Origin of the sequence: Nonomuraea thailandensis (assembly GCF_024172165.1) — a bacterium.
GTDB classification, from domain to species: Bacteria; Actinomycetota; Actinomycetes; order Streptosporangiales; family Streptosporangiaceae; genus Nonomuraea; species Nonomuraea thailandensis.
Genome location: NZ_JAMZEB010000002.1, coordinates 12,705,551 through 12,731,461, shown reverse-complemented (window position 1 = coordinate 12,731,461; position 25,911 = coordinate 12,705,551). Strand labels below are relative to the sequence as shown.

Genomic DNA, 25,911 nt, shown 5'->3' with positions numbered 1-25,911 from the left:
GGGGAAGGGATGGCGAAAAATGGGGACTTTTCGGGAAGCGACGGCCGTGACCGCGTACGGCGAGGGCGAGTTCGGCGTCACGCTGGACCCCCAGTGGAGCGTCGGCACCCGGCTGCACGGCGGGTACCTGCTGGCGGTGCTGGCCAGGGCCGCCTGCGAGAGCCCCGCGGGCGCCGCGCACCCGCACGTGACGGCCGTCAGCGGCACGTTCGTCGAGCCTCCCGAGCCGGGCGCGGCGGTCGCGCGCGTCGAGCCGCTGCGGGTGGGCCGCAGCGTGGCGCAGGTCAGGGCCGCGCTGGTGCAGGAGGGCCGCACGCGCGTCGAGGCGCACGTCACGCTGGGCCTCCTGGACGACTCCGACCCGTGGTGGTCGGCCCACGAGCCGGTCGCCCTCCCGCCCGAGCAGGACTGCTTCCTGGCGCCCGTCGACCCGCCCGGCGCGGGCATGCACGTGCCGCTGATGGCGGTGATCGAGGAGCGCGTCGACCCCGAGCACCTGGCCTTCGCCTTCGGCGCCCCCTCCAGGCGCGGCACGATCGCCTCCTGGCAGCGGCTGGCCGACGGCTCCGACTGGGACCCGCTGAGCCTGCTGGTGGCGCTCGACCCGGTGCCGCCGGTCTCGTTCGACCTGGGCCTGTCGGGGTGGGTGCCGACGATCCAGCTCTCGGCCTACATCCGCCGCCTGCCCGCCCCCGGGCCGATCCGGGTGCGGCTGTCGGCGACGGACGTCGGCGGCGACCGGATGGACGAGGTGGCCCACGTCTGGGACGACAAGGGCCGTCTGGTGGGCCAGGCCACCCAGCTCGCCGCCGTCCGGTTGCCGAACCAGCCGTGACGCTGCGGATCGAGCCGCACCGGCCGGGCCGGCGGTAACGCTCCGGGAGCGCACGGGCCGGGCTAGCGGTAACGCTCCGGGATCGAGTCGCACCAGGGGAAGAGCTCCTCCTCGGTGGCGCCCGTGATGTTGCCGCAGGCGCCGATCTGGGTGGGCCGTTCCGCGCCCTTGACGTGCAGGATCAGCACGGCCTTGTCCAGCGGGTACTGCCGGGGGGAGTGCTCCCCGAAGTCCAGCCCGCCCGTGGCGCCCTCGATGGCGTGGCCGGCCGGGTCCGCGTTGTAGAGGGTGCTGAGCTGGCGCCAGACGGTGTAGGAGTTCACGGGCACCCGGTGACGCATGCCGCCCAGCCTGCGGATGGCGGTGATCATCGTCTCGGTGGCGTCGTACGACAGCGCGGCGTGCCCGTCCAGGGTGCGGCCGGGGCCGGGCTCCTTGCACTCGAAGGGGAACGTGGCGAAGAGCTCGGCGTAGAAGTCGTGCCGCTGCGGCTCGCCGCACTTGCTGGGCGCGACGGCGAACGACTCGTAGTAGTAGGCGATGCCGCCGACGGCCGACCTGATCTGCACGTCGGCGACGTACCGGGTGACGTCGTCGCCCCCGAGGATGACCGGCGGCGACGACGCGCACTTGTCGGCCACCCCCTTCACGAACTCGGCGAAGTCGGGGATGCCGCGGCCGGCGAAGTACACGAGCCCGTCGAAGCCGCAGGCCGACACCCCGGCGTCACGCGGGTCGCCCGCGTACGGGTCCTGGCTGCGGTCCCCCGCGCCCGGCTTGGCCGTGCCGATGGGCGTGAAGCGGTGCGCCTCGACGGCGAAGCCCTCGTCGCCCCGGAGGCTGGCCACGACGCGGGCCTTGAGGTTGGAGGCGTAGTAGTCGGTCTCGTCGTGGGAGTAGTAGACGCGGGCCCGGCGGGTCACCTCGCCCTTGCGGGCCAGCGAGTCGGCGAAGGCCGCGGCCATCCACGCCTGCCTGGAGTTCTGCGGCGCCACCTGGAAGTAGAACGGCGACTCGCCGACGAGGCGGTCGGCCGACAGCGTGGAGGCCACCATGGGCAGCCCGGCCTTGCCCAGCTCCTGGATGGCCGCGACCGTCTCCTGCCGGCTCTGGTCCAGGCCCACGACGCCCACGATGGGCGCCTGCCCATCCTGGTAGCGCAGCAGCAGCCGGGCGATGCGGGAGCCGTGCTGCATGCGCCCGCCGGCGTTGGCCAGCAGGATGCGGACGAGCGGCTCGCTGGGGCCCGCCGCGCTGTTCTGCCGCTTCTGGGCGATGGCCACGCCCGCCAGGCCCTCACGGGCGGCGGCCAGCGTGTCGTTGTCGGAGGAGGTCAGCGCCGCCAGGTAGACGATCGTCACGTACGGCCGGCCGCTGCTCTCGCTCAGCCGGGCGGCCCGCTCGTTCTCCTGCTGGAGCACCGCCTGGACCTGCCGCATCTCGGCGTTGCCCGGCGTGAACAGGTAGCCGGGCTCGGCCACGCCCACGCACTCGGTGCCGGCGAGCTGCCTGCCGCTCTCCGTCCAGGGGGTCCACAGGCCGGTCGCGCAGGCGCTGCGGTGCCAGGCGGCGGTCTGGCCCGCGTACGCGCCCACGGCGCCCGCCAGGGCCATCCAGAACAGCGTGATGGCGATCCAGGACGACCACCAGGGCGCCACGCGGGCGGGCGGCACCCAGGTGAGGTCGGCGACGTCGTACCGGGACAGGTCGGGCGGCAGCGGCGGCGCGCTGATGGCCAGCGGGTTGCGCAGCACCTGGTGCCAGGTCGCCGCGTCATCGGCGGTGACGAGCTCCCTGCGCCAGCGGATGAGCGTCCACAGCGGCTCCTCGTCGTCCTCGATCCGGACGGCGTCCTGCGTGTAGGAGACCACCACGACCGGGTCGAACCTGTCGAGGTCCGCGCGCCGTTCCGCCATCAGGTCCACGAGCTCGCCGGCGTGCTCGTTGAGCAGCAGGAGGGGGTAGAAGACGTGGGCGGCGCCGCGCACGTGGGCCGGCGAGCGCCTGTACTGGCGGGTGAGGTCGTCCATGAACGCCCGCAGCAGCAACCGCGAGACGCGCTCCTCGTCGGCCGGATCGAGGCCGGCCAGGAGGGCGGGCACGCCGGGCGCCGTGCGGTCGTCCTGCGACAGGGCCGCCCGCAACCAGCGGAACCTGCCGCCGAGGCCCGGCACGCGCCCGCTCAGCCGCAGGTCGTGCAGGAAGCCGGGCACCAGCCGCAGCATCAGGTTGAGCGGGAACGGCACGCTCTCGGCGCCCGTGTTCGCCGTGTCCACGCCCCAGCCCCAGTTGCGGTCGGCCTCGCGCAGGATGCGGCGGGCGTGCTCCTCGCTGCCGTGCGTCTCGGCGAGCTGCTCCACCAGCAGCGCGGCCAGCCGGTAGCGCGGGAAGCGGAGCCGGTTGCTGCGCAGCTCGGCCACGATGCGGGCGAGCATCCTGGGCACCGGCTCGCCGGGCTGGATGTCCGGGTGGGCGCGCGGGATGTCGGGCGAGATGACGTGCGTGACGGCCCTGTCCCGGGGATCCCTGGGGGCCAGCGCCCGCGGCCAGGAGCCGGCCTCGCTGAGCCGGACGAGCGGGATCCCCCTGCGATCCGTGTGCTGCCTGGCCTCCGCCCCCTCGCGCCATCCGGTCAGCAGCGGCCGCCTGGCGACGTGCGGGGAGTCCTGCACGCCCTCGCCCCTGGCAGGTCTGCGGCATAAGCGGTCTATCGTATGAATGAAGTTGCCGACCCTTGCGGGGTCGTCCAGCATGGCTGCCCCGTGACTCATTTGATCTCTGTAACACGAGTTCAGGTGTCAGCGGCCGCGGATTCCGGCACGATCCGGTAACCAACCGTCCGAGGCATGGACAGTCGTCTCATTTACCGGGCGGTGGCCGTAACATGTGAAGACTCGCCAACGATGGGAGATGCCCAATGCCCGCCCTCAGGTCACGCACAGTCACCCACGGCAGGAACATGGCCGGTGCCCGGGCCCTGCTCCGGGCGACCGGCGTAGCCGGGAGCGATTTCGGCAAGCCCATCATCGCGGTGGCCAACAGCTTCACCCAGTTCGTGCCGGGTCACGTGCATCTGCGCGAGGTCGGCGACGTGGTGTCCGCGGCGATCAGGGAGGCCGGGGCCATCCCCCGCGAGTTCAACACGATCGCGGTCGACGACGGCATCGCGATGGGCCACGGCGGCATGCTCTACTCGCTGCCGTCGCGCGAGCTGATCGCCGACGCCGTCGAGTACATGGTCAACGCCCACTGCGCGGACGCGCTGATCTGCGTGTCCAACTGTGACAAGATCACTCCGGGCATGCTGCTGGCCGCGTTCCGGCTGAACATCCCGACGATCTTCGTCTCCGGCGGCCCCATGGAGGCCGGCAAGACCCCGGGCAAGAAGCTCGACCTGATCGACCCGATGATCGCCGCCGCCGACGACTCCGTCTCCGACGCCGAGCTGCTGGAGATGGAGGAGAGCGCCTGCCCGACCTGCGGCTCCTGCTCCGGCATGTTCACCGCCAACTCGATGAACTGCCTGGCCGAGGCCATCGGCCTGGCGCTGCCGGGCAACGGCACGATCCTGGCCACGCACAAGGCGCGCAAGCAGCTCTTCGAGGACGCCGGCCGCCAGCTCGTCGAGATCACCCGCCGCTACTACGAGGACGGCGACGAGTCGGTGCTGCCGCGCTCGATCGCCACCCGCGAGGCGTTCGAGAACGCGATGACGCTCGACGTGGCGATGGGCGGCTCCACCAACACGATCCTGCACATCCTGGCCGCCGCCCGCGAGGCGCAGGTCGACTTCGGCCTCAAGGAGATCAACGAGATCTCGCTGCGGGTGCCCTGCCTGTGCAAGGTCGCCCCGGCCACGGCCAAGTACCACATCGAGGACGTGCACCGCGCCGGCGGCATCCCGGCCATCCTGGGCGAGCTCGACCGCGCCGGGCTGCTGCACCGCGACGTGCCCACCGTGAACGGCGGCACGCTGGCCGACCTGCTGGCCCAGTGGGACGCCATGTCCCCCACGGTCAAGCCCGAGGCCGTGGAGCTGTGGCACGCCGCGCCCGGCAACGTGCGCACGGTCAAGGCGTACTCGCAGGACAACCGCTGGGACGACCTCGACCTCGACCGCGAGGCGGGCTGCATCCGCGACCGCGAGCACGCCTACACCGCCGACGGCGGACTGGCCGTGCTCTACGGCAACATCTCGCGTGACGGCGCGGTCGTGAAGACGGCCGGCGTGGACGAGTCGATCTGGAAGTTCAGCGGGCCCGCGGTGGTGTTCGAGTCGCAGGAGCAGGCGGTCGAGGGCATCCTCGGCGGCAAGGTCAAGGCCGGCGACGTGGTCGTCATCCGCTACGAGGGCCCCAAGGGCGGCCCCGGCATGCAGGAGATGCTGTACCCGACGTCCTTCCTGAAGGGCAAGGGCCTGGGCAAGGTGTGCGCGCTGGTCACCGACGGGCGCTTCTCCGGCGGCACCTCCGGGCTGTCGATCGGCCACGCCTCCCCCGAGGCCGCCGAGGGCGGCACGATCGCGCTGGTCGAGGACGGCGACATCATCGACATCGACATCCCCGGCCGGTCGATGGAGCTGCGGGTGCCCGAGGCCGAGCTGGCCGCGCGGCGCGAGCGGCTGCTGGCCGAGCTGGGCGGGTACCGGCCGCGTGACCGCGACCGGCAGGTGAGCGTGGCGCTGCAGGCGTACGCGGCCATGACGACGTCGGCCTCGACGGGCGCCTCGCGCGACCTGTCGCAGTTGTCGCGATAGTCACCGTTCCCTGTGCGGTGGGCGAGTGGGTTCTCGCCTGCCGCACAGCCATCTGTCTTCCCGGACAGACTTTCGAAAATTGTCGGTGCTCATCCCTATTCTTGGGGTATGACGACAGTCGTGAAGCACGATACTCGCCCGCTGACGACCGCCGAGATCGCCGCACTCGCCCTCTCCCTCGCTCACCTCGGAGCGGGCCCCCAGGCCGTCACCGCCAGGCGTGGCCTGCAGCACGCATTCGAGCACCTCGACCTCGACGACGACGTCATCGCCACCACGCTCACGACCCTCACCGAGCCGCTGCCCGTCGACGTCGCCTCCCGCGCCCGGCTGATGGCCGACGCCATCACCAGCCGGCTCATGGTCCGCCTGCACTACCGCGACGCCTCGGGCGTCATCACCTCTCGCGACGTCGAGCCGGTGACGTGCCTGGTGCACCGCGAGTTCTGGTATCTGGTCGGCGTGTGCAAGCTGCGCCGGGGGATCAGGGCGTTCAGGTTCGACCGGATCATCGCGGTCGAGCCCACGCTCACGCCGTCCCGTCCGCATCTGGCCGACCGGTTCCTGCCGTTCCAGCGCCGCAAGCGCCGGGCCGTCACGGCGGCCGAGACCGGTCAGCGCAGGCTGACCGCCTAGCCACGCCGGAACTGACCGCTGTTTGACCATCGGCCCCCCGGCCGATGGCCTGGCGGATGGCAGGCTCCCGCACATGCGCGTACGGGAGTTCTCGCTCTTCGCCGTCCTGCTGCTCGCCTCGGCCGGCTCCGCGGCGCCTTCCGGCGGGGCGCCGCGCCCGGCTCCGCCCGCCAGGCGGACGCCGCCGGCCGTGAGCGTGCTGCCGGCGGCCGAGCGGCAGGCCCTCGACCGGGCGCTGGAGGCCTACCTGCGCGAGCGTCCTGGACGGGCGGCGCTGGCCGTCCACGACCGCACCACCGGCGCCAGGTACGCCTTCCGCGAGCACACCCCGTTCATGCTGGCCAGCGTGGCGAAGGTGGACATCCTGCTGGCGTTCCTGCTCGGCGAGCACGGCCGGCGGCTCAGCGCGTACGAGCGCAGGCTCACCTCGCGCATGATCCGCTACAGCGACAACGACTGCGCGCACGAGCTGTACGTGACGATCGGCGGCCGGGACGGCCTGGACCGGGCACTGCGGCGGCTGGGCGTGCACCACACGCGGCCGGGCTCCGGGCTGTCGTGGGGCGCCACCCACAGCAGGCCGTCCGACCAGGTGAAGGTCCTGGAGCGGCTCACCGACCCCGGAGGGCCGCTGCCCGCCCGCAGCCGGCGCTACGCGCTCGGCCTCATGTCGTCGGTGGCGCCGTCGCAGGCGTGGGGCGTCAGCGCGGCCGCCTCAGGGGGCGACGTGGCGCTCAAGAACGGCTGGCTGCCCGCCGAGGCGCACGACGGGCTGTGGACGGTCAACAGCGTGGGGCGGCTCGTCGTACGCGGGCACGAGCTGCTGATCGCCGTGCTGTCGGAGCGCAACCCCGCCATGGACGACGGCGTGGCCACCGTGGAGCGGATGGCCCGGCTCGTGGTCAGGACGCTGACCCGCGACGGCGCCGCCGTCGGGGTCTAGGAGCAGCACCCGCCGCCGCAGCACCCGCCGCCACCGGCGGCGGCCCTGGGGGCGGCGGCGCCGCCCGTCATGGCGACCGTGGACAGCAGCTTGACCGTGTCGCCGTGACCTTCGGGGCAGGTCGCCGGGTCGTCGGAGGCCGACATGGGGCGGGACACCTCGAAGGTGGAACCGCAGGCGCGGCACCGGAAGTCGTAACGCGGCATGGGCCAATCCTACGAGACGGGACCGGCAGGCACAGCCCGTCAGCCGTAGGTGATGTGCGCGTAGTCGGCCACGGGCTCGTAGCCGATCGCCTGGTAGATGGCGTTGCTGGTGGGGTTGGCCAGGTCGGTGAAGAGCACGACCTGCTCGCAGCGCTCGGCCAGGCCGGTCGCGGTGGCGTACGCGGTGACGGCGGCGCCGTAGCCGCGCCTGCGGCGGGACGGCGGCGTGTAGACGGGGCCGATGCGGCACACCCCGCCGGCCGCCGGGGAGAGCGCGGCCAGCGAGACCGGCGCGTCCTGCGCCTCCCACACGAACAGCTCCCGGCCCTCCAGCCGCCGCACGACCCGGTCGACGACGTCGCCCTCGCCCATGCCCGTCTCGTCGCCGAACGCCTGATACCAGCTCACCAGCAGCGGGAGGTCGCCGGGCACGGCGAGCCTGCCCCTGCCGGGCACGTCGGGGACGTCGAGCGTGCCGAGCCGGAAGAGCCGCTCGGACACGACCCGCGCCGGGGTGCCCAGCAGCCGCACGGCCTCGCCGGTCACCTCCAGCGGGCCCACGAACATGGGCAACCGGCCGTCGAGCGCCTTCACCAGCGGCGCGACGGCCTCGACGGGGACGGCGAACAGCCCGGCGGGATACGGCGGCGTCTGGAAGACCGCCCCGCGAACCTCGCCGTCCACCGTCCACCAGCCGAACACAGGGTCCTGGACGGGCATGCCCTCCCGGAGGTTGGCCAGGACGGTCAGTGGCACGGTGTTGCGCACCGGGTCGCCGAGCAGGAACGGCTCGGCGACCGCGGCGTACTCCTCGACGGATGAGGTGAAGGTCCACATGCCTGCTCATGGTGTCAGGCCCGCGGCCTCGCCCTCAACGCGGCATCAGGCTGCGGCTTCCAGGTAGGGCGCCCATTGCGGGTCACCGACGAGGGAGGCGCCGATGAGCCGCCAGTGGGCGCCCCGTGGCACCGCCGGGCTGACGCTGAGCGTCCATCCCAGCTCCTCCAGGTACTTGTCGGCCTTCCTGTGGTTGCAGGTGGTGCAGGAGGCGACGCAGTTCTCCCAGGTGTGCGTGCCGCCCCTGGACCGGGGGATGACGTGGTCGATGGTCTCGGCCTTCTGCCCGCAGTAGGCGCAGCGATAGTCGTCGCGCCGCATGAGGGCGGCCCTGGTCAGGGGGATGCGGGACCGGTAGGGGATGCGGACATATCTGCGGAGCCTGATCACCGAGGGCACGTCGAGCGTGCGGCTGGCGGACCGCAGCACAGCGCCCCGGCCGTCGCGGTGGACGACGTCGGCCTTCTCCCGCAGCACGAGCACGACGGCGCGGTGCAGCGAGAGGGTGGTCAGTGGCTCGTAAGTGGCATTCAGCAGCAGGACTTGGCGCATCATCGGGCCTCTCCCCGCTGCGCGCGTATCAAAGGGGACATGCCGCGGCATGTCCCTGCTGTCGGCCCCTCCTGGGGCACTCGTGCTTCCGTCACGTGGACCTCCGCCGGACGGTCCAGCGGATGGTCACCACGGCACCGTCCTGTCACCAAGTCTGGCGTTTGCACCGTGGTCCCCGCCACCCCAAAAACCTTCTGCCGGAATGACCAGAGGGACGCACGGTACGTTTTATGCCCGCTCTACCAGCGCTTTACGCATGCCCTTTGGCAGTAGGGTTCCTGGCATGACGCGAGAGCCGTACCCGACAGCACGTCGCGAAGACATCGTCGACATCCTGCACGAAACGCCCGTCCCCGACCCCTACCGGTGGCTGGAGGACCCTGACAGCCCCGAGACCAAGGGATGGCTGCTCGCGCAGGCCGAGTTGTTCGGCAAGGAGCAGGGCGAGCAGCGGTTCAAGGGCCGCATCGCCGAGCTGCTCAGGTCCGGCTCGGTGGGGGCTCCGGCCTGGCGCGGTGAGCGGTACTTCTTCGCGCGGCGCACCCCCGACCAGGAGCACGCGGTCTACTACGCGGTCGAGCCCGACGGCACCGAGCGGGCGCTGGTCGACCCGATGGCCATCGACCCGTCGGGGCTGACCACGCTCGACGCGGTGCAGCCCGACAAGGAGGGGCGCCTGCTGGCGTACCAGATCTCCGTGGGCGGCGACGAGGAGTCGATCCTCTACCTCATCGACGTGGCCACGGGCGAGCGGATCGAGGGGCCGATCGACCGCTGCCGCTACTCGCCGGTGGCGTGGCTGCCCGGCGGCGAGGCGTTCTACTACGTGCGCAGGCTGCCGAGCACCGAGGTGCCGGAGAACGAGAGGCAGTTCCACCGCCGCGTCTACCTGCACCGCGTCGGCACCTCCACCGAGGACGACGTGATGATCTTCGGTGACGGCCTGAAGATGACCAACTACTACGGCGTCTCGGTCTCGCGTGACGGCCGCTGGCTGCAGGTGTCGGCCCACGAGGGCACCGCGCCGCGCAACGACGTCTGGGTGGCCGACCTGACCGCCTCGCCGATCGACCAGCCGGCGCTGAAGGTCGTCCAGGAGGGCGTGGACGCGCAGGTCGGGCTGTCCTTCGGCCGCGACGGCAGGCTCTACGTGCACACCGACCGCGACGCGCCGAGGGGCCGGGTGTGCGTCACCGACCCGGCGGAGCCGGGCTACGACACCTGGCGCGAGCTGATCCCCGAGGACGCCGAGGCCGTGCTGAGCGACTTCGCGATCCTCGACGACCTGGAGCGCCCGGTCATGCTGGTGGGCTGGACCCGCCACGCGATCAGCGAGATCTCCGTGCACGACCTGGCGACCGGCGAGCGCGTCGGCGAGGTGCCGGCCCCCGGGCTCGGCTCGATCGGCGGCATCGCCGAGCGCCCCGAGGGCGGCCACGAGGCGTGGTTCGGCTACACCGACAACACCACGCCGCCCACCATCCAGCGCTACGACGCCCGCACGGGCGAGACCACGCTCTGGGCGGCCTCCCCCGGCGCGGTCGAGGTGCCCCCGGTGCGCACCGAGCAGGTGGTCTACCGCTCCAAGGACGGCACCGACGTCCGCATGCTGGTCATCTCCCCCGTCGGCGAGTCGCCGGGCCCGCGCCCGACCATCCTGTACGGCTACGGCGGCTTCGGCGTGTCCATGACCCCCGGCTACTCCGCCTCGATCCTGGCCTGGGTAGAGGCGGGCGGCGTCTACGCCATCGCCAACCTGCGCGGCGGCGGCGAGGAGGGCGAGGACTGGCACCGCGCGGGCATGCTGGCCAACAAGCAGAACGTCTTCGACGACTTCCACGCCGCGGCCGAGCACCTCATCGCCACCGGCGTGACCACGCCGCAGCAGCTCGGCATCTCCGGCGGCTCCAACGGCGGCCTGCTGGTGGGGGCCGCGCTGACGCAGCGCCCCGAGCTGTACGCGGCCGTGGTCTGCTCCGCGCCGCTGCTCGACATGATCAGGTACGAGCAGTTCGGGCTCGGCGCCACCTGGAACGTCGAGTACGGCTCGGCCGAGGACCCCGAGCAGTTCGGCTGGTTGTGGGGCTACTCGCCCTACCACCACGTCTCGGAGTCGGTGGCGTACCCGGCGACGCTGTTCACGGTCTTCCAGTCCGACACGCGGGTGCACCCGCTGCACGCGTGGAAGATGTGCGCGGCGCTGCAGCACGCCTCGACGGCCGACCGGCCGGTGCTGCTGCGCAACGAGACCGAGGTGGGCCACGGCGCCCGCTCGGTGAGCAGGTCGGTGGACCTGTCGGCCGACACGCTGACCTTCCTGGCGGCGCACACCGGTCTGTAGTCTCGACGGCATGGGCACGACGCCGGGTCTGGCCATGGTCGAGGCCGCTCCCAGCGCTGCCCTGCGCCCCTACGTGACCCGCCTGTGCGCCTACCGCGAGCACTACGCCGCGCCGGTGACCAGGTCGGAGATGGCGATGCCCGGCTCCGTGCTCATCCTGGCCTTCGGCACGCCGATGGAGGCGGGCGGGCAGCGGGTCACGGCGTTCGGCGGCGGCCTCGGCGACCGCTTCACCGTCACCCGCGTCGCCGGGCCGTCGGAGGGTGTGGAGGTGTTCCTCACGCCCTTCGGCGCCCGCCGCCTGTACGGCATGCCGATGCGGCACCTGACGAACCGGGTGGTGCCCGTCGCCGACCTGCTCGGCCCGTGGGCGGGCCTGCTGGTGGAGCGGCTGGCGGCGACCTCGTCCTGGCGGGCCAGGCTGGCGCTGGCCGACCGGCTGCTGTGCGAGCGGATCGCGGCGGGCCCCGCGCTGGGGCCCGAGCTGCCGTGGGCGTGGGCACGGCTGGTGGAGTCGGGCGGCCGGCTGGGCGTGTCGTCGCTGGCCGAGTCGCTGGGCTGGAGCCACCGCCATCTCGTCGCCCGCTTCCACGACCAGGTGGGGCTGGCGCCGAAGGCGGCGGCCCGCGTCATCCGGTTCGGGCGGGCGCTGCGGCTGCTGCGCGCGGGCACGGCCCCGGCCGAGGCGGCGGCCGAGTGCGGCTTCTACGACCAGGCGCACATGAACCGCGAGTTCCGGGTGCTGGGCGACACCACGCCGGGTCAGATTCGTCCAAGACCCGGCGGCGCGGCCGGGGCATCGTGGGCCTCATGACACGCACCGTTTACGCACTGGCCCGCTACTCCGACTGTCAGGCCGCGATCGGCTTCCTGACCGGCGCCTTCGGCTTCGGCGTGCACGAGGCCACCAAGAACGACGAGGGCGTCGTCCACCACGCCGAGCTGCTCGCCGGGGACGACCTGATCATGATCGGCCAGGGCGGGCCCGGCGGCCCCGGCATCTACGTCGCGGTCGACGACGTCGACGCCCACCACGACCGCGCGAAGGCCGCGGGCGCCACGATCACCATGGAGCTGACGGACCAGCCGTACGGCTCACGCGAGTACGCCTGCCACGACCCGGAGGGCAACCCGTGGTTCTTCGGCACCTACCGGCCGTGACGATCACCTCGGGAAGATGATGGTCTTGTGGCCGTCGAGCAGCACCCGCTGCTCGGCGTGCCACCTGACCGCCCTGGCCAGCGCCAGGCACTCGACGTCGCGCCCCATGGCCACCAGGTCCTCGGGGGAGTGGCTGTGGTTGACCCTGGCCACCTCCTGCTCGATGATCGGCCCCTCGTCGAGGTCGGCGGTCACGTAGTGGGCCGTGGCGCCGATGAGCTTGACCCCTCGGTTGTGGGCCTGGTGGTAGGGCTTGGCGCCCTTGAACGACGGCAGGAACGAGTGGTGGATGTTGATCGCCCGCCCCGCCAGCTTCTCGCACAGGTCCTCCGAGAGCACCTGCATGTAGCGGGCCAGCACGACCAGGTCGACCTGGTAGTGCTCGACCAGCGCCAGCACCTCGGCCTCCTGCTTCGGCTTGGTCTCCGGGGTGACCGGCAGGTGGTGGTAGTCGATGCCGTTGGACTGGGTGAGCGGCCGCAGGTCGGGGTGGTTGGACACGACGGCGGCGATCTCGATGTCGAGGGCCTTGGAGCGCACGCGGTAGAGCAGGTCGTTCAGGCAGTGGTCGAACTTGCTCACCATGATCAGCACGCGCGGCTTCCTGGCCACGTCGCGCAGCTTGAACTCCATGGCGAAGTCGGGCGCGAGCGCGGCGAAGGCGGCGTTGAGCTCGTCCTCCCCCAGCGCTCCCGCGAACTGCACGCGCATGAAGAAGCGCTGCCCCACCCTGTCGCCGAACTGCTGGCTCTCGATGATGTTGCATCCGTGCCCGGCGAGCAGGCCGGAGACGGCGGCCACCACACCGGGCCGGTCGGGACAGGACAGCGTCAGGATGTATTCGGCGGGGCTGGTCATGCCTTCACTCTCGCGGACGTCGACGTGCTCGAACGTTGTGGTGCTCGAAGCTTGAGACGAGAGTACCGGCGACGGGGGGCGGCGGGCGCGTGACCGAGATCGCAGACACCTTTCGTCCTTTTTGGGTAGTTATTCGGAGTCAACCCCTGAAACGCCTGTGTCCCGCCGAGACGGGGCGGGATGGAGTGCATGCCGTTGGACGCCTTCGTGCTGATCCTGGTGGCCGGCCTGTTCGCCGTCGTGGCCGGGATCAACGACGGGGGCGCGCTGCTGGCGACCGGGCTCAAGCTCCCCGCGGTGCGCCCGGTGACCGGGATCGTGGTGCTGACGGTGTTCGTGGCGGTCGTGCCGCTGGTCACGCACCAGGTGGCGCTGACGTTCGTGACCCGGCTGGGCTCCTTCCAGGGCTCCGGCGGCCGGTTCGCGATGGTCATCGCGGTGCTCTCGGCGCTCGTCGTGGTGAGCGTGCTCAGCGCGAAGGGCCGCCCGACCAGCCTGACGCTGGCCGTGGTGGGCGGGCTCACCGGGGCGGGGCTGGGCTGGGGGCTCCAGGTCTCGCCCGAGTGGGTCGCGCTGGTGCTGGCGTTCGGGCTGGCCGCGCCGTTCGCCGGCGGGCTGCTGGCTTGGGTGCTCATCCGGCTGCTGGTGGCCACGACCACGGCGCGGGGGTTGTGGCGCTGGCACTGGGCGGGCTTCCTGCTCCAGACGCTGGCGTACGCGGCCAACGACGCGCAGAAGATGCTGGCCGTGTTCATGATCGCGCTGGGCTTCACCGGAGCGCCGGTCGAGTACACGGTGCTGGCGGCCGTGCTGTTCGCGTTCGGCACCCTGTACGGGCTGCCCAAGGCGGGCCGCACGCTGAGCCGCGAGATCATCGTCTCCCGGCCCCCGCACGGCGTCGCGGCCGAGCTGGCCGCGGGCGCCGCGGTGATCGGGTGCGCGGCGGCCGGCATGCCGGTGAGCATGACGCAGGCCATCGCCGGCGGCCTCATCGGCGCGGGCGTGGCGCAGGGCGGCGGCCGGGTCCGCTGGTACGCGGCCGGCCGGATCGCCGCCGCCTGGCTGCTGACGCTGCCCGCCAGCGGCCTGCTGGGCTGGGGGCTGGCCCTGCTGGTGAAGGGGTTCGCGAGCGTGAAGGTGTCATGAAGGGAGCCGGGGTGAAGCGGCTGCGGCGGATCAGGGATCTCATGACGGGGCGCATGGACGGCGCGCTCACGGAGGCTCTGCTCGGCCAGCTCGAAGCCACCAAGGAGGGAGCGTGGCTGGCCATGGCCATGATCGGCGGCGAGGTCGGCAGGACGGGCGCGCACGAGCAGATGCGCGCGATCGAGCACCTCGGCGACGAGGAGCGCGCCCGGCTCATCGACGAGCTGAGGACCGCGCTCGTCACGCCCATCGACCGGGAGGACCTGTTCCGGCTGTCGCGCTCGATCGACGACGTGCTCGACTCGTTGCGGGACTTCGTCCGCGAGTCCCATCTGTACCGGGTGCCGGACCAGATCCGCTTCACCCCGATGCTCGACCAGGTGATCGTGGGCATCGAGGCGCTGGAGGAGGCCGTGCGCAGCCTGGCCTCGCGGCCGTCCGTGGTCTCCCACGACGCGCTGGAGGCGAAGAAGGCGGGCGGTGCCATCCGGCGGATGTACCAGTACGAGATCTCCCGCATCTTCTCCGGCGAGATCACCACGAACGCGATGAAGGAGCGGGAGCTGGTACGCCGGCTGGAGATCGTGGGCGTGGCCATCGGCGAGGCCGCGGACGCCATCGCCGACGGGGCGATGAAGCGCTGAGCTCGCGGCCGCCAAATGATCTCCTCGGGCTTGGTTGCCTGCCCGGCCTCCGTCAGGCTGCAATGGGAAGGGTGATCAACGAACCCGGGACGGCGGAGGAACAGGCGGTGCACCCCCGGGTGGCCGTCTCGGCCTGCCTCCTGGGCGAGCCGGTGAGGTACAACGGCGGGCACAGCCGCGACCGGTTCCTGACCGACGCGCTCGGCCCGTACGTCGACTGGGTCCCGGTCTGCCCCGAGATGGAGGCGGGCCTCGGCACCCCGCGCGAGACCCTGCGGCAGGAGCGCTCCGAGGACGGCCCCCGCCTGATGACGCGCACGACGCGGGTGGACCTGACCGACCGCATGACCGGCCTGGCCGCCCGCCGCGCCGCCGAGCTCGCGGAGCTCGACGTGGACGGGTACGTGTTCAAGGCCAAGAGCCCCACCTGCGGCATCCACGGCGTGCCCGTCTACCGCCCCGACGGCGCGCCGGCGGACCGGCGCAACAGGGGGCTGTTCAGCGGGGTCGTCATGGAGCGGCACCCGCTGCTGCCGGTGGAGGACGAGGGCCGCCTGCACGACCCGCTGCTGCGGGAGAGCTTCGTGGAGCGGGTGTTCGCGCACGCCAGGCTGCGGGTCCTGCTCGACGGCGACTGGCGGCCGCGCGACCTGGTCGCCTTCCACGCCCGGCACAAGATGCAGTTGCTCGCCCACGACCCCGGGCTCTACCGGGAGGCGGGCCGCGTGGTGGCCGCCGCGGGCGGAAGGCCGCGCGAGGAGGTGGCCGCCCGCTACACGGAGGCGTTCCGGCGCGCGCTGGCCACGAAGGCCACCACCGGCAAGAACGTCAACGTGCTGCAGCACTGCCTGGGCATGCTGGACCTGGACCCGGTCAGGCGGGCCGACGTGGTGGACGTCATCGACGCCTACCAGGGGGGCCTGGTGCCGCTGAGCGTGCCCACGACGCTGCTGCGCCATCACGCCCGTGGAGAGGCCGCCGCGTACGTGCGCGACCAGACCTACTTCTCCCCCTACCCCGACGCCCTGCGCCTGCGCCACCACGTCCCGAGGTAGCCTCTGCGAGCGTGACGGGCTTGGACGAACGCCCCGCCGCGCGCGTGGTCTGCCTCGACCGCGACGGGCGGGTGCTGCTGATGCACTGGTACGACCCGGTCGATGACGTGGAGGTCTGGGAGCCGCCGGGCGGCAGGCTGGAGCCCGGCGAGACCCCCTTGGAGGCCGCCAGGCGGGAGCTGACCGAGGAGACCGGGCTGCCGGGCGCGGCGGTGCTGGACCGCCGCGTCGAGGTCGATCGCGACTTCCGCTGGCTGGGCACGCGGTTCATGAAGCGGGAGCTGTTCTACCTGGCGAGGTTCGCCGGGGCACGGCCCGAGGTGGCGCCGGGGGCGCTGACGGAGGAGGAGCGCGCGGCCTTCCGCGGCTACGTGTGGGCCGAGGAACTGCCGGAGGGGGTCGAGCCGCCCGAGCTGGCGAAGGTCGTCGAGCGGCTCACCCGAGATCCACGGTGACGCCGGCCGTGGCGACCGACAGCTCGCCCGCGTACGACGCCTCCGCGGCGGCGAGCGCGGGCTCGGCGGAGGTGTCCGGCCACAGGTGGGTGAGCAGCAGGCGGGCCGCTCCCGCCGATGCCGCGGTGTGCCCGGCGTCGCGCGCGCTGGACAGGTAGGGGGCGTCCTCCTCCGGGACGCGCTCCGGATAGGTCGCCTCGGCCAGCAGCAGGTCGGCGTCCTTGGCCAGGGAGACCAGCTCGGTCGACGGGCCGGTGTCGCCGGTGTAGGCGATCACCCGGCCGGCCGCGCCCGTCAGCCGCAGCCCGGCGTTCGGCACGTGGTGGGGCAGGTCGAAGACGTCCAGGCGGAAGGGGCCGAGCTCGCACGCCAGGCCGGGCCGCAGGTCGTGGCGCGTCAGGGCGGCGGCCAGCATGCGCGGCTTGTCCAGCGCCATGACGGCGTCGAGCGCGCCGGGCGGGGCGTGGACGGGCAGCGGCGGCGCCGGCTCGCCGGCCAGCGCGCGGGCCCGCAGCAGCGGGTTGAGGTCGGCGCAGTGGTCGGGGTGGCCGTGGGTGACCAGGACCGCGTCCACCTCGGCGGCGCCCATGAGCGCCAGCAGCCTGGGCAGGGTGGCGTATCCGGGGTCGAGGAGGACGCGGAAGCCTTCATCCTCCACGAGGTAGCCACTGCACGCCTGACCGGCGCCCGGCCACGCCCCGCAACCGCCCAGCACGGTCAGCCTCACGAGCCCAGCTCCTCGCAGGTCGTCGTCATCAACCCGCGCAGCAGCGTGCCGGACACCTTCTCGTGCTCCGCCTCCACGGGCAGGCCCTTGCCCACGTGCTCGCGGTAGGCCTCGCGCTCGTGCGGGTCGGTGTAGGGCAGCGCGGTCATCGCGACGATCACGCTCACCCTGGTGCCGCCGCGCGGCTGGACGGCCACGGCGTGCGTGCGCAGGACGGTCTCGTCGGGCGCGCCGTACCAGCCGCACTTGACCGCGGACTGCGGCCAGCCCAGCGCCTCGCGCGCGCCGAACGCCTGCGGCTCGGCCACCTGCCCCATCCACTGCAGCACGGTGCCGGCCACCGGGTCGCCCGCGACGGCCGACTGGGCGAGCACGGCGTAGGCGGCGCACACCTCGCCGGCCGTGACCTCGACGGAGCCGAACCTGGACGGGTCGCCGTTCGGCAGCGCCCAGGCCACGCCCGTACGGTCGCGCAGGTCGTCGAGGATGACGCGGGGGCCGACGGCGAGCCACAGGTTGAGCGTGTCGGAGTTGGAGGAGACCACGACGGCGGGCTCCGCGTGGCGGCGCCACCGGTCGGCGTCGGGGATGCGGGCCGCGCTCACCCACGCGTACAGGGGCTTGAGCAGGGAGGCGCAGCGCAGCCGGGTCATGCCCGCGGTGAAGCTCACCGCGCGCGCGGGCGGCCCGCCATAGCCGCGTCTGATGCCCGCCGCCTGGGCGGTGGCGCTGTGATCAAGGTCGTCTAGCAGCTCGTTGAAGCCCACGCACCCCACCGTAGACCTACGGAGGGGTCCCCCAGCGCCGTTCGTACCACTCCATGGCCGGCGCCTGACCCGGCAGCTCCGTCAGGCCGGGCGCGCGCAGGCCGTCGAGGGCGATGGCCAGCAGGCGCTGCTTGACCTGCTCGTGCTCCGGGTGGGCCGGCCCGGCCGCCGGGCGGCTGAACTGCTCCATGAGCAGCGAGATGTCCAGCATGCTCACGTCGCTCCTGAGCACGCCGGCCTCGTGCGCGCGGGCCACCAGCCGCTCGGCGGCCTCGTCGGCCAGGCGGGAGGTGCGCCACATCTCGTCGGTGACCTCGATCGTGCCCGCGACCGGCGCCAGCGCGCCCGACCTGTTGGCCACGCAGGTGCGCACGTAGAGCGCCAGGCCCTGCCACGGATCGGGCTCCGCCAGCCCCGCCTGCGCCGCCTCCACCACCCGCTCCATGGCGATCAGGCACAGGCGCTGGAGCAGCTCCTCCTTGGTGCGGTAGCGGCGGTAGAGGCTGCCCATGCCGACGCCCGCCTGCTTGGCGATGGCCGACACGGGCGCGTCGAAGCCCTGCGTGGTGAACACCTCGTGCGCCGCGCGCAGCAGCCGCAGATCGTTGCGCGCCGCCTCGGCCTGCCTGCCGCGTGTGCCCATGCGGTACAGGATATTCAGGCCAGCGCGGCCTCGAACCTGGCGCGCAGCCCGGCCAGGCGCTCGACCGGCTCGTTGCTGAAGACCAGGCGGACGAAGCGCGGCGCCACCGTCTCGCCCCACGCCGTCATGGGGGTGGCGGCGACGCGCCCCCGGTCGAGCAGGCGGGCCGACAGGTCAGCGGCCGTCAGCCCCATGGCCTCGGCGTCCACCAGGCACGACCAGCCACCGCCCGCCCGCACCAGCGGCAGGCCGTCGAGCTGGGCGGCCACCGTCTCATGGCGGGCCTGGTACTCGGCCACCGCCTCCGCCACGCCCGACGGGCCGCTGAGCGCGGCCGCCGCGCCGAGCTGGTGGAAGCCGCTGGCCACGGTGGTGTTGTAGACGGTCGCCACCATGACGCGGGACATGACGTCGGCGGGGCCGGCGACCCAGCCGATCCGCCAGCCGATCATCCGGTACTCCTTGGACATCGAGCCGATGACGATCGTGCGCCCGGCCAGGCCCTCGACCTGGCACGGGTTGATCCGCGGGTGACCGTCGAAGACGATGCGCTCCATGGCGGCGTCGTAGATCAGGTACGCGCCGGTGCGCTCGCACACCTCGGCGACCTGCGCCCAGTCCTCCCGGTCCAGGACGACGCCCGACGGCATCGAAGGGCTCATCAGCAGCAGGGCCGCGGCCCGGCTCACCCCGGCGAGCGCCTCGCGGTCCAGCCGCCAGTGCCCGCCGTCCACGCGCAGCGGCACGAGGTGCGGGCGGGCGCCCGAGAGCCGTACGCGCTGGAGCAGCCCCGCGTACGTGGGGTCGGTGAGCACCACCGGGTCCCCCGGCTCCGTGGTGGCCAGCAGCACGGGCATGACGGCCGACGTGCCGCCCGAGGTGATGGCGATCTGGCGCGCCGGGTCGTAGTCGTGCCCGGTGCGGACGCGCAGGTCGGCGGCCACCGCCGCGCACAGCTCGGGCAGACCCGTGAACGGCAGCCAGCTGTTGCCCGTGCCCTCCTCCAGCGAGCGTCTGGTGGCCTCGACGGCCGCGGGCGGGGGTGGCACGTCGGTGTCGAGGTTCTCCATGCGCAGCACGTCGGGGTCGGCTCCGGCCGCGGCGGCCACCCTGTCGATGTCGAACGGCTGGACGTGCGCGAAGCGGGAGTTGGGTCGCATGACAGCACCTCCGGGCAGTGTTCCGTATATGGAACAGTCCGCCGCCGCGCCGCCGCTGTCAAGAGAGCACTGCCGCCGAGGATCCTGTGGAGAGCTGAGGCTCAGATCGTGCCTGGTGAGGGCGGTGACTCAGAGGCCGTGCCTGGTGAGGGCGGTGACGAGCGCGACCGGCAGCAGAGCGGCGACGGCGAGCGCGGTCCACATGCGCCGCCGGCGGGACGCCCCGGCCTCCGTCACGAAGGCTGCCAGCGCCCCGGCGCCCGCGAAGGCCGCCCCGGCCACGGCCGCGTCGGCGAGGGACGACGTCCAGGAGGGCAGCGACTCCCCGGCCAGCCGGAACACGACCAGCACCCCGGCCGCCGTCAGTGCCACCCGCCGCCCCGGCCGCACCGCCACCCGCTCCAGCGCGAGCGCGGACCCGGCGAGCAGGGCCAGGCTGATCACCACGACGACGCCGACGGCCGGCACCAGGCAGCCCCAGTCCTCGCAGCCGACGCCCGCCCAGGCCAGCCGTACCGTGGCCCACCACAACACGCCGAGAGCGGCGCACACCGCGGCCGCTCGCCCTGTTCGCCCCTTCATACACCAATGGTCCCATCAGCCGCCCCCGCCGCCCGATGGTCGTCCGCCTCCGCCTCGGCGTGACGGCCCAGGGCCCGCAGGGCGATCGCGCGGTTGGCGTACAGGTCGGGCTGGGGGGACAGCGCGATGGCGTGCGTCAAGTCGCCGACCGCGCCTTCCAGGTCGCCGGTCGCGTACCGGAGCACCCCCCTGCTCCCCCAGGCCGACACCAGCTCCGGCGCCCGCTCCACGGCCCGCTCCAGCGCCGCCTCGGCCTCGGCGTAGCGGCCCGCCGCCGTCTCGATCTGGCCCAGCACCGTCAGCAGGTACGGGTTCCCCGGCGCCAGCCGCAGCCCCGTCTCGACGTCGGCCCTGGCCTCCTCGTCCCGCTCGCATCCGGCCAGCAGCCCGGCGCGGTTGATGTAGGCGTCCACGTAGCCGGGGTCGAGCTCGATCACCCGCCCCAGGTCCGCCAGCGCCGCCTCGACCTCCCCCTGCACGGCGCACAGCTCCGCCCGGTTGTAGAACGCCTCGGGCAGCGGCGGCCCGGCCCGCATGGCCTGCTCGAAGTCCGCCATCGCCTCCTCGTGGCGGCCCAGCTTGAACAGCAGGTTGCCGCGTTCCACGTACTGGTCGGGAAAGCCGGGATCGATCGCGATCGCCGCCCCGTAGTCCTCCAGCGCCTCCTTGGTCCTGCCCAGCCCGGCCAGGAGCTGGGCCCGGTTGGCCAGCAGCACCATCCGGTGCGGACGGTGACGCTCTCCCAGCTCGCGCGCCAGCTCGATGGCCGACTCCACCAGCTCCAGCGCGGCGTCCAGCCGGCCCTGCCGCAGCTCGATCAGCGCCAGCCCGTTGCGGTCGAAGCCGAGCTTGAAGGCCCGTTCGGCGGGGTCGGGCAGGATGGTGGAGATCGCGATGGCCTCGTTGATCCAGGCTCTGGCCCGGGTCAGGTCGCGCCGGGCGGGGTCGGGGTGGCGGGCGTCGAGCATGGCCGTGCCGTACGCGGCGGCCGCGTGCATCGCCGGATCCTGGCTGGCCAGGCGCACCCGGTCCCAGATGGCGCGGGCGTCGTCGGTGCGCCCGAGGCCGCCGAGCGCGGTCGCGGTGCGCTGGGCGAAGCGCCACCAGCTCTGGCCGCCCGGGGCCGAGGCCGCCATGCCGAGCTCCCCCAGCTCCGCCACGGCGTGCAGGAAGCCCTCGCGGGTGCAGCGGTCGACGACGGCCCACAGCCCGTCGGCGTCACGGGTGTCGGGCGGGGGCTCGGGGCCTCCGGAGTACGTCATGATCGTCAGAGTGCCGGGAGGGATGCGCCGCATCATGACGTCCAGCAGTTCGGTGTCCGTGGGGTCGGCCGCGTCGGCGTTGCACACGACGAGCGCCCGCCCGGGCCGTACGGCGTCGCGCACGAACTCCGCGATCCCGTTGGCCAGCCGCAGCGTGCGGCGGGGCGCGGGCACGAGGATGCGCTCCTCGTCGGGCAGCTCCGCGTCGACGGCGACCCGCCTGGCGGGCACGGTCCCGGCCAGCTCGGGGGCGGCCGCCAGGATCTCGATGTCGTGCGCGGCCACCAGCTCAGGGGAGCGCCGCAGCACGGGCGGCACCAGCCGGCGCAGCAGGGCGGCGGCGAAGGTGTAGGGGCCGTGCGGCCGGCGATGCGCGTCGATCAACGGCGTCAGCAGCCGCACGGCCCCCCATCGGGCGGGTGGTTCGCCCTGGACCCTGAGGTGGGACCTCTCCTCAGTCACCCCTTGTGAATGACACTGGAGGTCCCTGCCAGCCGCGCGGTTCCGGGCTTGCGGACGACGATGCGCTTCATGACATGCCTCTCCACTTGGGGTTGAACACCCATTATTGGGTCACCCCACCGAATATCAAGGTTTATCGCGAATAAGTGGGAGACTAATGGATAAAATGCACTTGCCTTTTGTGGGGCATGTCTAACCTATTAGGACCGAAACCAACGCTGCAATCGTGTGGTATGCACCTGCTCGGATTCCTCCATCAAGTCGCACAGGCACCTGCCCAGCAGCGTGACCGACTGGCAGCAGCCGGGCCCCGGGAGGTTCTTCGCCCGCACGATGTGAGTGGCCCGCTCTATCAGCCGCTCCAGGCTCGGCTCGGCCCCTCCCTTGAGCGAGCGGGTCTGCCATGGACAGGACGCCGAGTTCGAACAGGCGCTCTTGGCGATGTACGGCGCCGCACCGCGCTGGAGGCGCAACGGGTCCTCACGCTTGACCCGGTGGCCGGCGAGCACCAGCGAGGCCCGGTGGGCGGCGAACAGCAACCGGCGCCGCTCTTTTCCCCTGGTCTCACGTCTGGTGGGCAACGCGAGCAACATCGCCCCGGCCATCAGCACCCCGCCCACGACCATGCCCCACCCCAGCCGCTCCTGGAACCAGATCACCGCGATCGCGGCCACCCAGAGCGGCTGGGACGACATGAGGATCTGGCTGGGCACCGCCGGCAGGTGCGCCTGGGCGTGGGAACGTGCCAGGAAGCCCAGCGCGCACGAGATCACGGAAAGGTGCAACAGGATCACCCAATCGGACGGCCCGACCGGAACGGAGATCCCGTCGCGTACGGCGAAGCCACCCGTGAGCACCCCGATGGTGAAGAGCTGGATCACGGTCAGCGCGTACGCGGGGAAACCGGTCGGACGCTCGGACAGCCGGCCGAGCAGGAGGGTATGGCCGGAGTAGAGCGCGGCGGCGGTGAGCGTGACCCCGAGGGCGAGCAGCGAGATGCCGTGTTCCTCCACCCCGCGCACCAGCGTGAAGACGGCCATGCCCGCCACCGCGAGCGCGACCCCGGCCCAGATGCGCCGCCGCACCGGCTCCCTGAACAGCATCAGCGACAGGATCGGCGTGATCATCACGCTGCACCCGACGGCGAACCCGGACACCGCCGACGGCAGGCTGCCGAGCGCCATGGCCTGCCCCACCTGCCCCGCCCCGAACATCACACCCAGCAGCGCCCCGTTGAGCCAGGTGTCGCGCGACAACCCCCGCAGGCAGCCGGGCTTGATGAGGAACAGCGTCAGCGCGGCCAGCAGGTAACGCTCGGCGAGCAGGTCCTCCACCGGTAACCGGTGGATGAGATCTTTCATCAGCGGGAAGGCCGACCCCCAAGCGGCGCTGACGAACAACAGAAGCACGGCTCCCAGAAGGGGGCGGGGAGCGGCCACGACTGCCATAGGAAAAGCATGGCACTACTATTCGCAGCCTTAGATGTACAGGGAGCAGCCGGTGATGGTTGCTTACACCTGGGTGGTAAGAGCCTCACCCGCGGGTTCGTACATCCTTATCCGGCGACGCCGCTTTACGGCGTCTCCGACATATCGCTCACGAGAATTTCGCGGAAGATGTCGGGTTCGGTGGCCGGGGAAGCGTCACCTACCGTGACGGCGAAGGCTCGGCGGCTACCTCACGCCGAGCGTGCCCGGGACCAGGTCACCGGGCGGCCCCAGGAGGGGGAAGGGTGGGGCGCCCCTGCTTCGATGCGCGCTCTAGTGCTCCAGAACTGCCGGCGGGACCAGGCGTTTCTCACCGTAGACGACCGTCAGGCCGCCCACCCGCTCCCTTGACAGCTCGCGCCAGCCCTGGCGTTCGTACAGCGCCAGCGCGGCTTCCTGGTTGAGTGTCGTGTCACCTCTGACGCTGTGGAATCCGAGCTCCACCGCACGCCGTTCGAGCGCGATGAGCATGGCCGCGCCGTAGCCGCGCCGCTGGAACTCGGGATGGACCCTTAACCGGCAGATCTCCGCCGTGCCCGTGTCGACGGGTCTCAGCCCGCCCATGGCCACGACCCGCGAGCCGGTCACCCCCACGAGGAAGTCGCCGCCGCAGGCCAGGTAGATCTCCTGGATGCGTGGGAAGTCGTCGTCGTAGTAGACCCCGTCACCGGGCACCAGACCCACCTCCGCGAGGCAGATCCGGTGGAGTGCGAGGATGGTGTCGAGATCCGACCACCGATAGCGCCTGATCCTCAGGCTCATCCACCGCCCCCTTTCAACTCGGGCTGCTTGGACCGCCGCAGGACGGCCGCATAGGCGTCCAGCCCTGGAGCACCGGCGTCCCGCGCGAGGATCGCCCGTTCGAGCTGGAAGGCGGGCCGCATGATGAGGTCCGTCCGGTATTCGTCGCTGACCAGGCTGAGCGCCCTCGTGGCGATGGACACCGCCTCCTGGACGTCACCGTCGATCAGCCGGCACTGGGCCTGGTCGAGCCTGATCAGCGTCTGGTCGAGGATGTGGTCCTCGTACTTCTCCAGCGCCTGGTCGAGCACGACCTCGGCCTCGATCGTCTGGCCCAGCTTGGTGAGCACGTCACCCTGGTAGAAGTAGAGCTGCTTCTCGGTGTAGCCGAAGGCGACGTCCTCCTGGTCCTCGGGGCGCATGTGCGCGAAGGCGTTCCTGGCCCGGGCCAGCGCGCGCTTGGCCTGGTCGACGATCTCCTTCTTGCTCTCGCCGTTCGACATCATGGCCAGCGCCCTGGCCTCGACGACCGGCGCCATGGCCTGGGCGGCGCACGGCATGGAACCGGCCATGTCGCGGCTCTTCTTGGCCAGGGTGAGCGCCTCGCGGGCGTCGCCGAAGTAGAGGGGCACCAGCGACTCGCGAGCCGCGATCCACGCGCGCAGCGCCCGGTCGCCGGTCTCGTCGGCGGCCGTGCGGCCCGTGCGGAAGAACGACCGGGCCAGCCGGTGATCGCCCAGGTTGATCATGATCATGCCGGCCAGCCCCGCGAGCTGGGCGGCCATCCTGCACAGGCGTTCCTGCAGGTCGATGGGCTGACGCCGGGCCATCGCGGTGCGTACGGCGCTGAGCTCCAGCAGCACGTCGCACAGCAGCCGCAGCGGGGCCGCCGTGGTGTACTGGCGGCCGAAGCTGACCGTCGACTCCTCCCACTGGTCGAGCATCGCGGCGGACACGGAGGCCGAGACCAGCGTCTCGTCCATCCGACGCCTGATCCCCTCGCACGCCCCGAGCACGGGGCCCTCCAGATCGGCGAGGTTGGCGTCGGCCTGGAGTGAGTTTAAAAGGGTGCGGCGGAGGATGTTCTCGTTCTCCTCGTCCTCCGGCTCGGTCTCCATCGGCTGGATCACCAGCTCGCGCTCCGGTGGCCGCTGCGTCCGCTCCTTGGCCTCCACCGCGCCGAGCACCCCCGGCATCCGGTGGCCGTGGCCGCAGATGCAGGGCGAGTCGTAGCCGAGCGCCACGGGCTCGACCCGATAGACCGTGCACAGGTAGTGCAGGTATTCGGGCCCGGGGCGCTTGAGCCCGCTCTCGTACGCGGACAGGAGCGTCTCGCCGATGCCGGGCATCGCCTTGCCGTCGCGCTCGAACAGGGCGCGGACCTGCTCGATGACGTCCGCCAGCGCGATGCCGTAGGCCAGCCGATGGGCTTTGATGCGACTCGTGCTGAAACCCGCGCACGCCTCGTGGATCTCGTCAGCTATCTGAGCAGACGTGCGCCCGGCGGCCAGGCCCTTGGCCCTGATCCGCCGGGCGATCTCCGTCTCCCTGTGCTGTCTGCCGGACATCCCGGCCCCTCTCACGCATGTCTCGACCGGTCCGCAACTGGTGACTCAGCGTAGCCCTCAAGTTGCCCTGCGCCTACCCATGACTAT

Annotated in this window: 25 protein-coding genes; 11 read left to right on the top strand and 14 right to left on the bottom strand. The window is 72.3% G+C overall.

Annotated features, from left to right (window positions below; translation table 11 throughout):
* Positions 1 to 19 precede the first annotated feature (19 nt).
* Complete coding sequence (locus HD597_RS63165) at positions 20 to 835, top strand: thioesterase family protein (protein ID WP_253759145.1); 816 nt, start codon at positions 20 to 22, stop codon at positions 833 to 835.
* A 62-nt stretch (positions 836 to 897) separates the two neighbouring features.
* Here the strand turns inward: HD597_RS63165 and HD597_RS63160 are convergent, their stop codons facing one another.
* Positions 898 to 3,507, bottom strand: coding sequence for an ABC transporter substrate-binding protein (locus HD597_RS63160; RefSeq protein WP_253759143.1), 2,610 nt, complete (start codon positions 3,505 to 3,507; stop codon positions 898 to 900).
* 245 nt (positions 3,508 to 3,752) lie between these two features.
* Between HD597_RS63160 and ilvD the strand changes: the two genes are divergently transcribed.
* From ilvD to HD597_RS63145, 3 genes are all read left to right on the top strand, one after another.
* The gene (ilvD, locus tag HD597_RS63155) at positions 3,753 to 5,591 is read left to right on the top strand and encodes a dihydroxy-acid dehydratase (protein ID WP_253759141.1); all 1,839 of its coding nucleotides are present in this window, start codon (positions 3,753 to 3,755) and stop codon (positions 5,589 to 5,591) included.
* A 108-nt stretch (positions 5,592 to 5,699) separates the two neighbouring features.
* Positions 5,700 to 6,227: a helix-turn-helix transcriptional regulator gene (locus tag HD597_RS63150; protein WP_253759139.1), complete on the top strand. Its 528-nt coding sequence runs from the start codon at positions 5,700 to 5,702 to the stop codon at positions 6,225 to 6,227.
* A 73-nt stretch (positions 6,228 to 6,300) separates the two neighbouring features.
* Positions 6,301 to 7,170, top strand: coding sequence for a serine hydrolase (locus HD597_RS63145; RefSeq protein WP_253759137.1), 870 nt, complete (start codon positions 6,301 to 6,303; stop codon positions 7,168 to 7,170).
* Here HD597_RS63145 and HD597_RS63140 read toward each other — a convergent pair.
* The 3 genes from HD597_RS63140 to HD597_RS63130 are packed head-to-tail and all read right to left on the bottom strand — an operon-like array spanning position 7,167 to position 8,765.
* Positions 7,167 to 7,376: an FmdB family zinc ribbon protein gene (locus HD597_RS63140; RefSeq protein WP_253759135.1), complete on the bottom strand. Its 210-nt coding sequence runs from the start codon at positions 7,374 to 7,376 to the stop codon at positions 7,167 to 7,169. The genes HD597_RS63145 and HD597_RS63140 overlap by 4 nt on opposite strands.
* 39 nt (positions 7,377 to 7,415) lie before the next feature.
* Positions 7,416 to 8,213, bottom strand: coding sequence for a GNAT family N-acetyltransferase (locus HD597_RS63135; protein ID WP_253759133.1), 798 nt, complete (start codon positions 8,211 to 8,213; stop codon positions 7,416 to 7,418).
* A 45-nt stretch (positions 8,214 to 8,258) separates the two neighbouring features.
* Positions 8,259 to 8,765: an HNH endonuclease gene (locus HD597_RS63130; protein ID WP_253759993.1), complete on the bottom strand. Its 507-nt coding sequence runs from the start codon at positions 8,763 to 8,765 to the stop codon at positions 8,259 to 8,261.
* Between the two features lie 283 nt (positions 8,766 to 9,048).
* Between HD597_RS63130 and HD597_RS63125 the strand changes: the two genes are divergently transcribed.
* Genes HD597_RS63125 through HD597_RS63115 form a run of 3 tightly spaced genes read left to right on the top strand, consistent with a single transcriptional unit; the run spans position 9,049 to position 12,267 of the window.
* Positions 9,049 to 11,106 (top strand): prolyl oligopeptidase family serine peptidase, encoded by a 2,058-nt coding sequence (locus tag HD597_RS63125; RefSeq protein ID WP_253759131.1) that lies wholly within the window; start codon positions 9,049 to 9,051, stop codon positions 11,104 to 11,106.
* Between the two features lie 10 nt (positions 11,107 to 11,116).
* Entirely contained in the window at positions 11,117 to 11,920 is an 804-nt protein-coding gene (locus HD597_RS63120; RefSeq protein ID WP_253759129.1) for a helix-turn-helix domain-containing protein, read from the top strand.
* Complete coding sequence (locus HD597_RS63115) at positions 11,917 to 12,267, top strand: VOC family protein (protein ID WP_253759127.1); 351 nt, start codon at positions 11,917 to 11,919, stop codon at positions 12,265 to 12,267. Before HD597_RS63120 ends, HD597_RS63115 begins: the two co-directional genes overlap by 4 nt.
* A gap of 3 nt (positions 12,268 to 12,270) precedes the next feature.
* On the opposite strand, the gene purU is transcribed toward HD597_RS63115, so the two are convergent.
* A complete protein-coding gene (gene purU, locus HD597_RS63110) occupies positions 12,271 to 13,125 on the bottom strand; it encodes a formyltetrahydrofolate deformylase (protein ID WP_253759125.1) in 855 nt (284 codons plus the stop codon).
* A 189-nt stretch (positions 13,126 to 13,314) separates the two neighbouring features.
* On the opposite strand from purU, the gene HD597_RS63105 reads away from it, so the two are divergent.
* From HD597_RS63105 to HD597_RS63090, 4 genes are all read left to right on the top strand, one after another.
* Entirely contained in the window at positions 13,315 to 14,271 is a 957-nt protein-coding gene (locus HD597_RS63105) for an inorganic phosphate transporter (RefSeq protein WP_253759124.1), read from the top strand.
* A complete protein-coding gene (locus tag HD597_RS63100) occupies positions 14,268 to 14,915 on the top strand; it encodes a DUF47 domain-containing protein (protein ID WP_253759122.1) in 648 nt (215 codons plus the stop codon). The genes HD597_RS63105 and HD597_RS63100 overlap by 4 nt, the downstream gene beginning before the upstream one ends.
* Before the next feature lie 71 nt (positions 14,916 to 14,986).
* Positions 14,987 to 15,970 (top strand): YbgA family protein, encoded by a 984-nt coding sequence (locus tag HD597_RS63095; RefSeq protein WP_253759120.1) that lies wholly within the window; start codon positions 14,987 to 14,989, stop codon positions 15,968 to 15,970.
* An 11-nt stretch (positions 15,971 to 15,981) separates the two neighbouring features.
* Positions 15,982 to 16,425, top strand: a complete 444-nt coding sequence (locus tag HD597_RS63090) for an NUDIX domain-containing protein (RefSeq protein ID WP_308210950.1) — start codon at positions 15,982 to 15,984, stop codon at positions 16,423 to 16,425.
* On the opposite strand, the gene HD597_RS63085 is transcribed toward HD597_RS63090, so the two are convergent.
* The 9 genes from HD597_RS63085 to HD597_RS63045 all read right to left on the bottom strand — a co-directional run bounded on the left by HD597_RS63085 (position 16,406) and on the right by HD597_RS63045 (position 25,824).
* Positions 16,406 to 17,152: an MBL fold metallo-hydrolase gene (locus tag HD597_RS63085; RefSeq protein ID WP_253759118.1), complete on the bottom strand. Its 747-nt coding sequence runs from the start codon at positions 17,150 to 17,152 to the stop codon at positions 16,406 to 16,408. The two genes, HD597_RS63090 and HD597_RS63085, sit on opposite strands and share 20 nt — an antisense overlap.
* On the bottom strand, positions 17,149 to 17,919 hold the full coding sequence (locus HD597_RS63080) for a hypothetical protein (RefSeq protein WP_253759116.1): 771 nt from the start codon (positions 17,917 to 17,919) through the stop codon (positions 17,149 to 17,151). The genes HD597_RS63085 and HD597_RS63080 overlap by 4 nt, the downstream gene beginning before the upstream one ends.
* Before the next feature lie 16 nt (positions 17,920 to 17,935).
* The gene (locus HD597_RS63075) at positions 17,936 to 18,562 is read right to left on the bottom strand and encodes a TetR/AcrR family transcriptional regulator (RefSeq protein ID WP_253759114.1); all 627 of its coding nucleotides are present in this window, start codon (positions 18,560 to 18,562) and stop codon (positions 17,936 to 17,938) included.
* Between the two features lie 14 nt (positions 18,563 to 18,576).
* Complete coding sequence (locus tag HD597_RS63070; RefSeq protein ID WP_253759113.1) at positions 18,577 to 19,722, bottom strand: pyridoxal phosphate-dependent aminotransferase; 1,146 nt, start codon at positions 19,720 to 19,722, stop codon at positions 18,577 to 18,579.
* Positions 19,723 to 19,851: 129 nt separating this feature from the next.
* Entirely contained in the window at positions 19,852 to 20,304 is a 453-nt protein-coding gene (locus tag HD597_RS63065; RefSeq protein WP_253759110.1) for a hypothetical protein, read from the bottom strand.
* The gene (locus tag HD597_RS63060; RefSeq protein WP_253759108.1) at positions 20,301 to 22,028 is read right to left on the bottom strand and encodes a tetratricopeptide repeat protein; all 1,728 of its coding nucleotides are present in this window, start codon (positions 22,026 to 22,028) and stop codon (positions 20,301 to 20,303) included. Before HD597_RS63060 ends, HD597_RS63065 begins: the two co-directional genes overlap by 4 nt.
* Positions 22,029 to 22,228: 200 nt before the next feature.
* Positions 22,229 to 23,476 (bottom strand): DMT family transporter, encoded by a 1,248-nt coding sequence (locus HD597_RS63055; protein WP_276083337.1) that lies wholly within the window; start codon positions 23,474 to 23,476, stop codon positions 22,229 to 22,231.
* Between the two features lie 312 nt (positions 23,477 to 23,788).
* On the bottom strand, positions 23,789 to 24,277 hold the full coding sequence (locus tag HD597_RS63050; RefSeq protein WP_253759104.1) for a GNAT family N-acetyltransferase: 489 nt from the start codon (positions 24,275 to 24,277) through the stop codon (positions 23,789 to 23,791).
* The gene (locus HD597_RS63045; RefSeq protein WP_253759102.1) at positions 24,274 to 25,824 is read right to left on the bottom strand and encodes an NsdA family TPR-like regulatory protein; all 1,551 of its coding nucleotides are present in this window, start codon (positions 25,822 to 25,824) and stop codon (positions 24,274 to 24,276) included. The genes HD597_RS63050 and HD597_RS63045 overlap by 4 nt, the downstream gene beginning before the upstream one ends.
* Between the last annotated feature and the right edge of the window lie 87 nt (positions 25,825 to 25,911).

What these genes read in the sequence shown, in the direction of transcription:
- HD597_RS63145 (WP_253759137.1), top strand. Translation starts at nt 6,301, where the DNA reads ATGCGCGTACGGGAGTTCTCGCTCTTCGCCGTCCTGCTGCTCGCCTCG.
- HD597_RS63075 (WP_253759114.1), bottom strand. Translation starts at nt 18,562, where the DNA reads ATGGGCACACGCGGCAGGCAGGCCGAGGCGGCGCGCAACGATCTGCGG.
- HD597_RS63100 (WP_253759122.1), top strand. Translation starts at nt 14,268, where the DNA reads ATGAAGGGAGCCGGGGTGAAGCGGCTGCGGCGGATCAGGGATCTCATG.
- HD597_RS63115 (WP_253759127.1), top strand. Translation starts at nt 11,917, where the DNA reads ATGACACGCACCGTTTACGCACTGGCCCGCTACTCCGACTGTCAGGCC.
- HD597_RS63045 (WP_253759102.1), bottom strand. Translation starts at nt 25,824, where the DNA reads ATGTCCGGCAGACAGCACAGGGAGACGGAGATCGCCCGGCGGATCAGG.
- HD597_RS63130 (WP_253759993.1), bottom strand. Translation starts at nt 8,765, where the DNA reads ATGCGCCAAGTCCTGCTGCTGAATGCCACTTACGAGCCACTGACCACC.
- HD597_RS63165 (WP_253759145.1), top strand. Translation starts at nt 20, where the DNA reads ATGGGGACTTTTCGGGAAGCGACGGCCGTGACCGCGTACGGCGAGGGC.
- HD597_RS63120 (WP_253759129.1), top strand. Translation starts at nt 11,117, where the DNA reads ATGGGCACGACGCCGGGTCTGGCCATGGTCGAGGCCGCTCCCAGCGCT.
- purU (WP_253759125.1), bottom strand. Translation starts at nt 13,125, where the DNA reads ATGACCAGCCCCGCCGAATACATCCTGACGCTGTCCTGTCCCGACCGG.
- HD597_RS63125 (WP_253759131.1), top strand. Translation starts at nt 9,049, where the DNA reads ATGACGCGAGAGCCGTACCCGACAGCACGTCGCGAAGACATCGTCGAC.
- HD597_RS63065 (WP_253759110.1), bottom strand. Translation starts at nt 20,304, where the DNA reads ATGAAGGGGCGAACAGGGCGAGCGGCCGCGGTGTGCGCCGCTCTCGGC.
- HD597_RS63050 (WP_253759104.1), bottom strand. Translation starts at nt 24,277, where the DNA reads ATGAGCCTGAGGATCAGGCGCTATCGGTGGTCGGATCTCGACACCATC.
- HD597_RS63055 (WP_276083337.1), bottom strand. Translation starts at nt 23,476, where the DNA reads ATGGCAGTCGTGGCCGCTCCCCGCCCCCTTCTGGGAGCCGTGCTTCTG.
- HD597_RS63140 (WP_253759135.1), bottom strand. Translation starts at nt 7,376, where the DNA reads ATGCCGCGTTACGACTTCCGGTGCCGCGCCTGCGGTTCCACCTTCGAG.
- HD597_RS63150 (WP_253759139.1), top strand. Translation starts at nt 5,700, where the DNA reads ATGACGACAGTCGTGAAGCACGATACTCGCCCGCTGACGACCGCCGAG.
- HD597_RS63135 (WP_253759133.1), bottom strand. Translation starts at nt 8,213, where the DNA reads ATGTGGACCTTCACCTCATCCGTCGAGGAGTACGCCGCGGTCGCCGAG.
- HD597_RS63105 (WP_253759124.1), top strand. Translation starts at nt 13,315, where the DNA reads ATGCCGTTGGACGCCTTCGTGCTGATCCTGGTGGCCGGCCTGTTCGCC.
- HD597_RS63070 (WP_253759113.1), bottom strand. Translation starts at nt 19,722, where the DNA reads ATGCGACCCAACTCCCGCTTCGCGCACGTCCAGCCGTTCGACATCGAC.
- ilvD (WP_253759141.1), top strand. Translation starts at nt 3,753, where the DNA reads ATGCCCGCCCTCAGGTCACGCACAGTCACCCACGGCAGGAACATGGCC.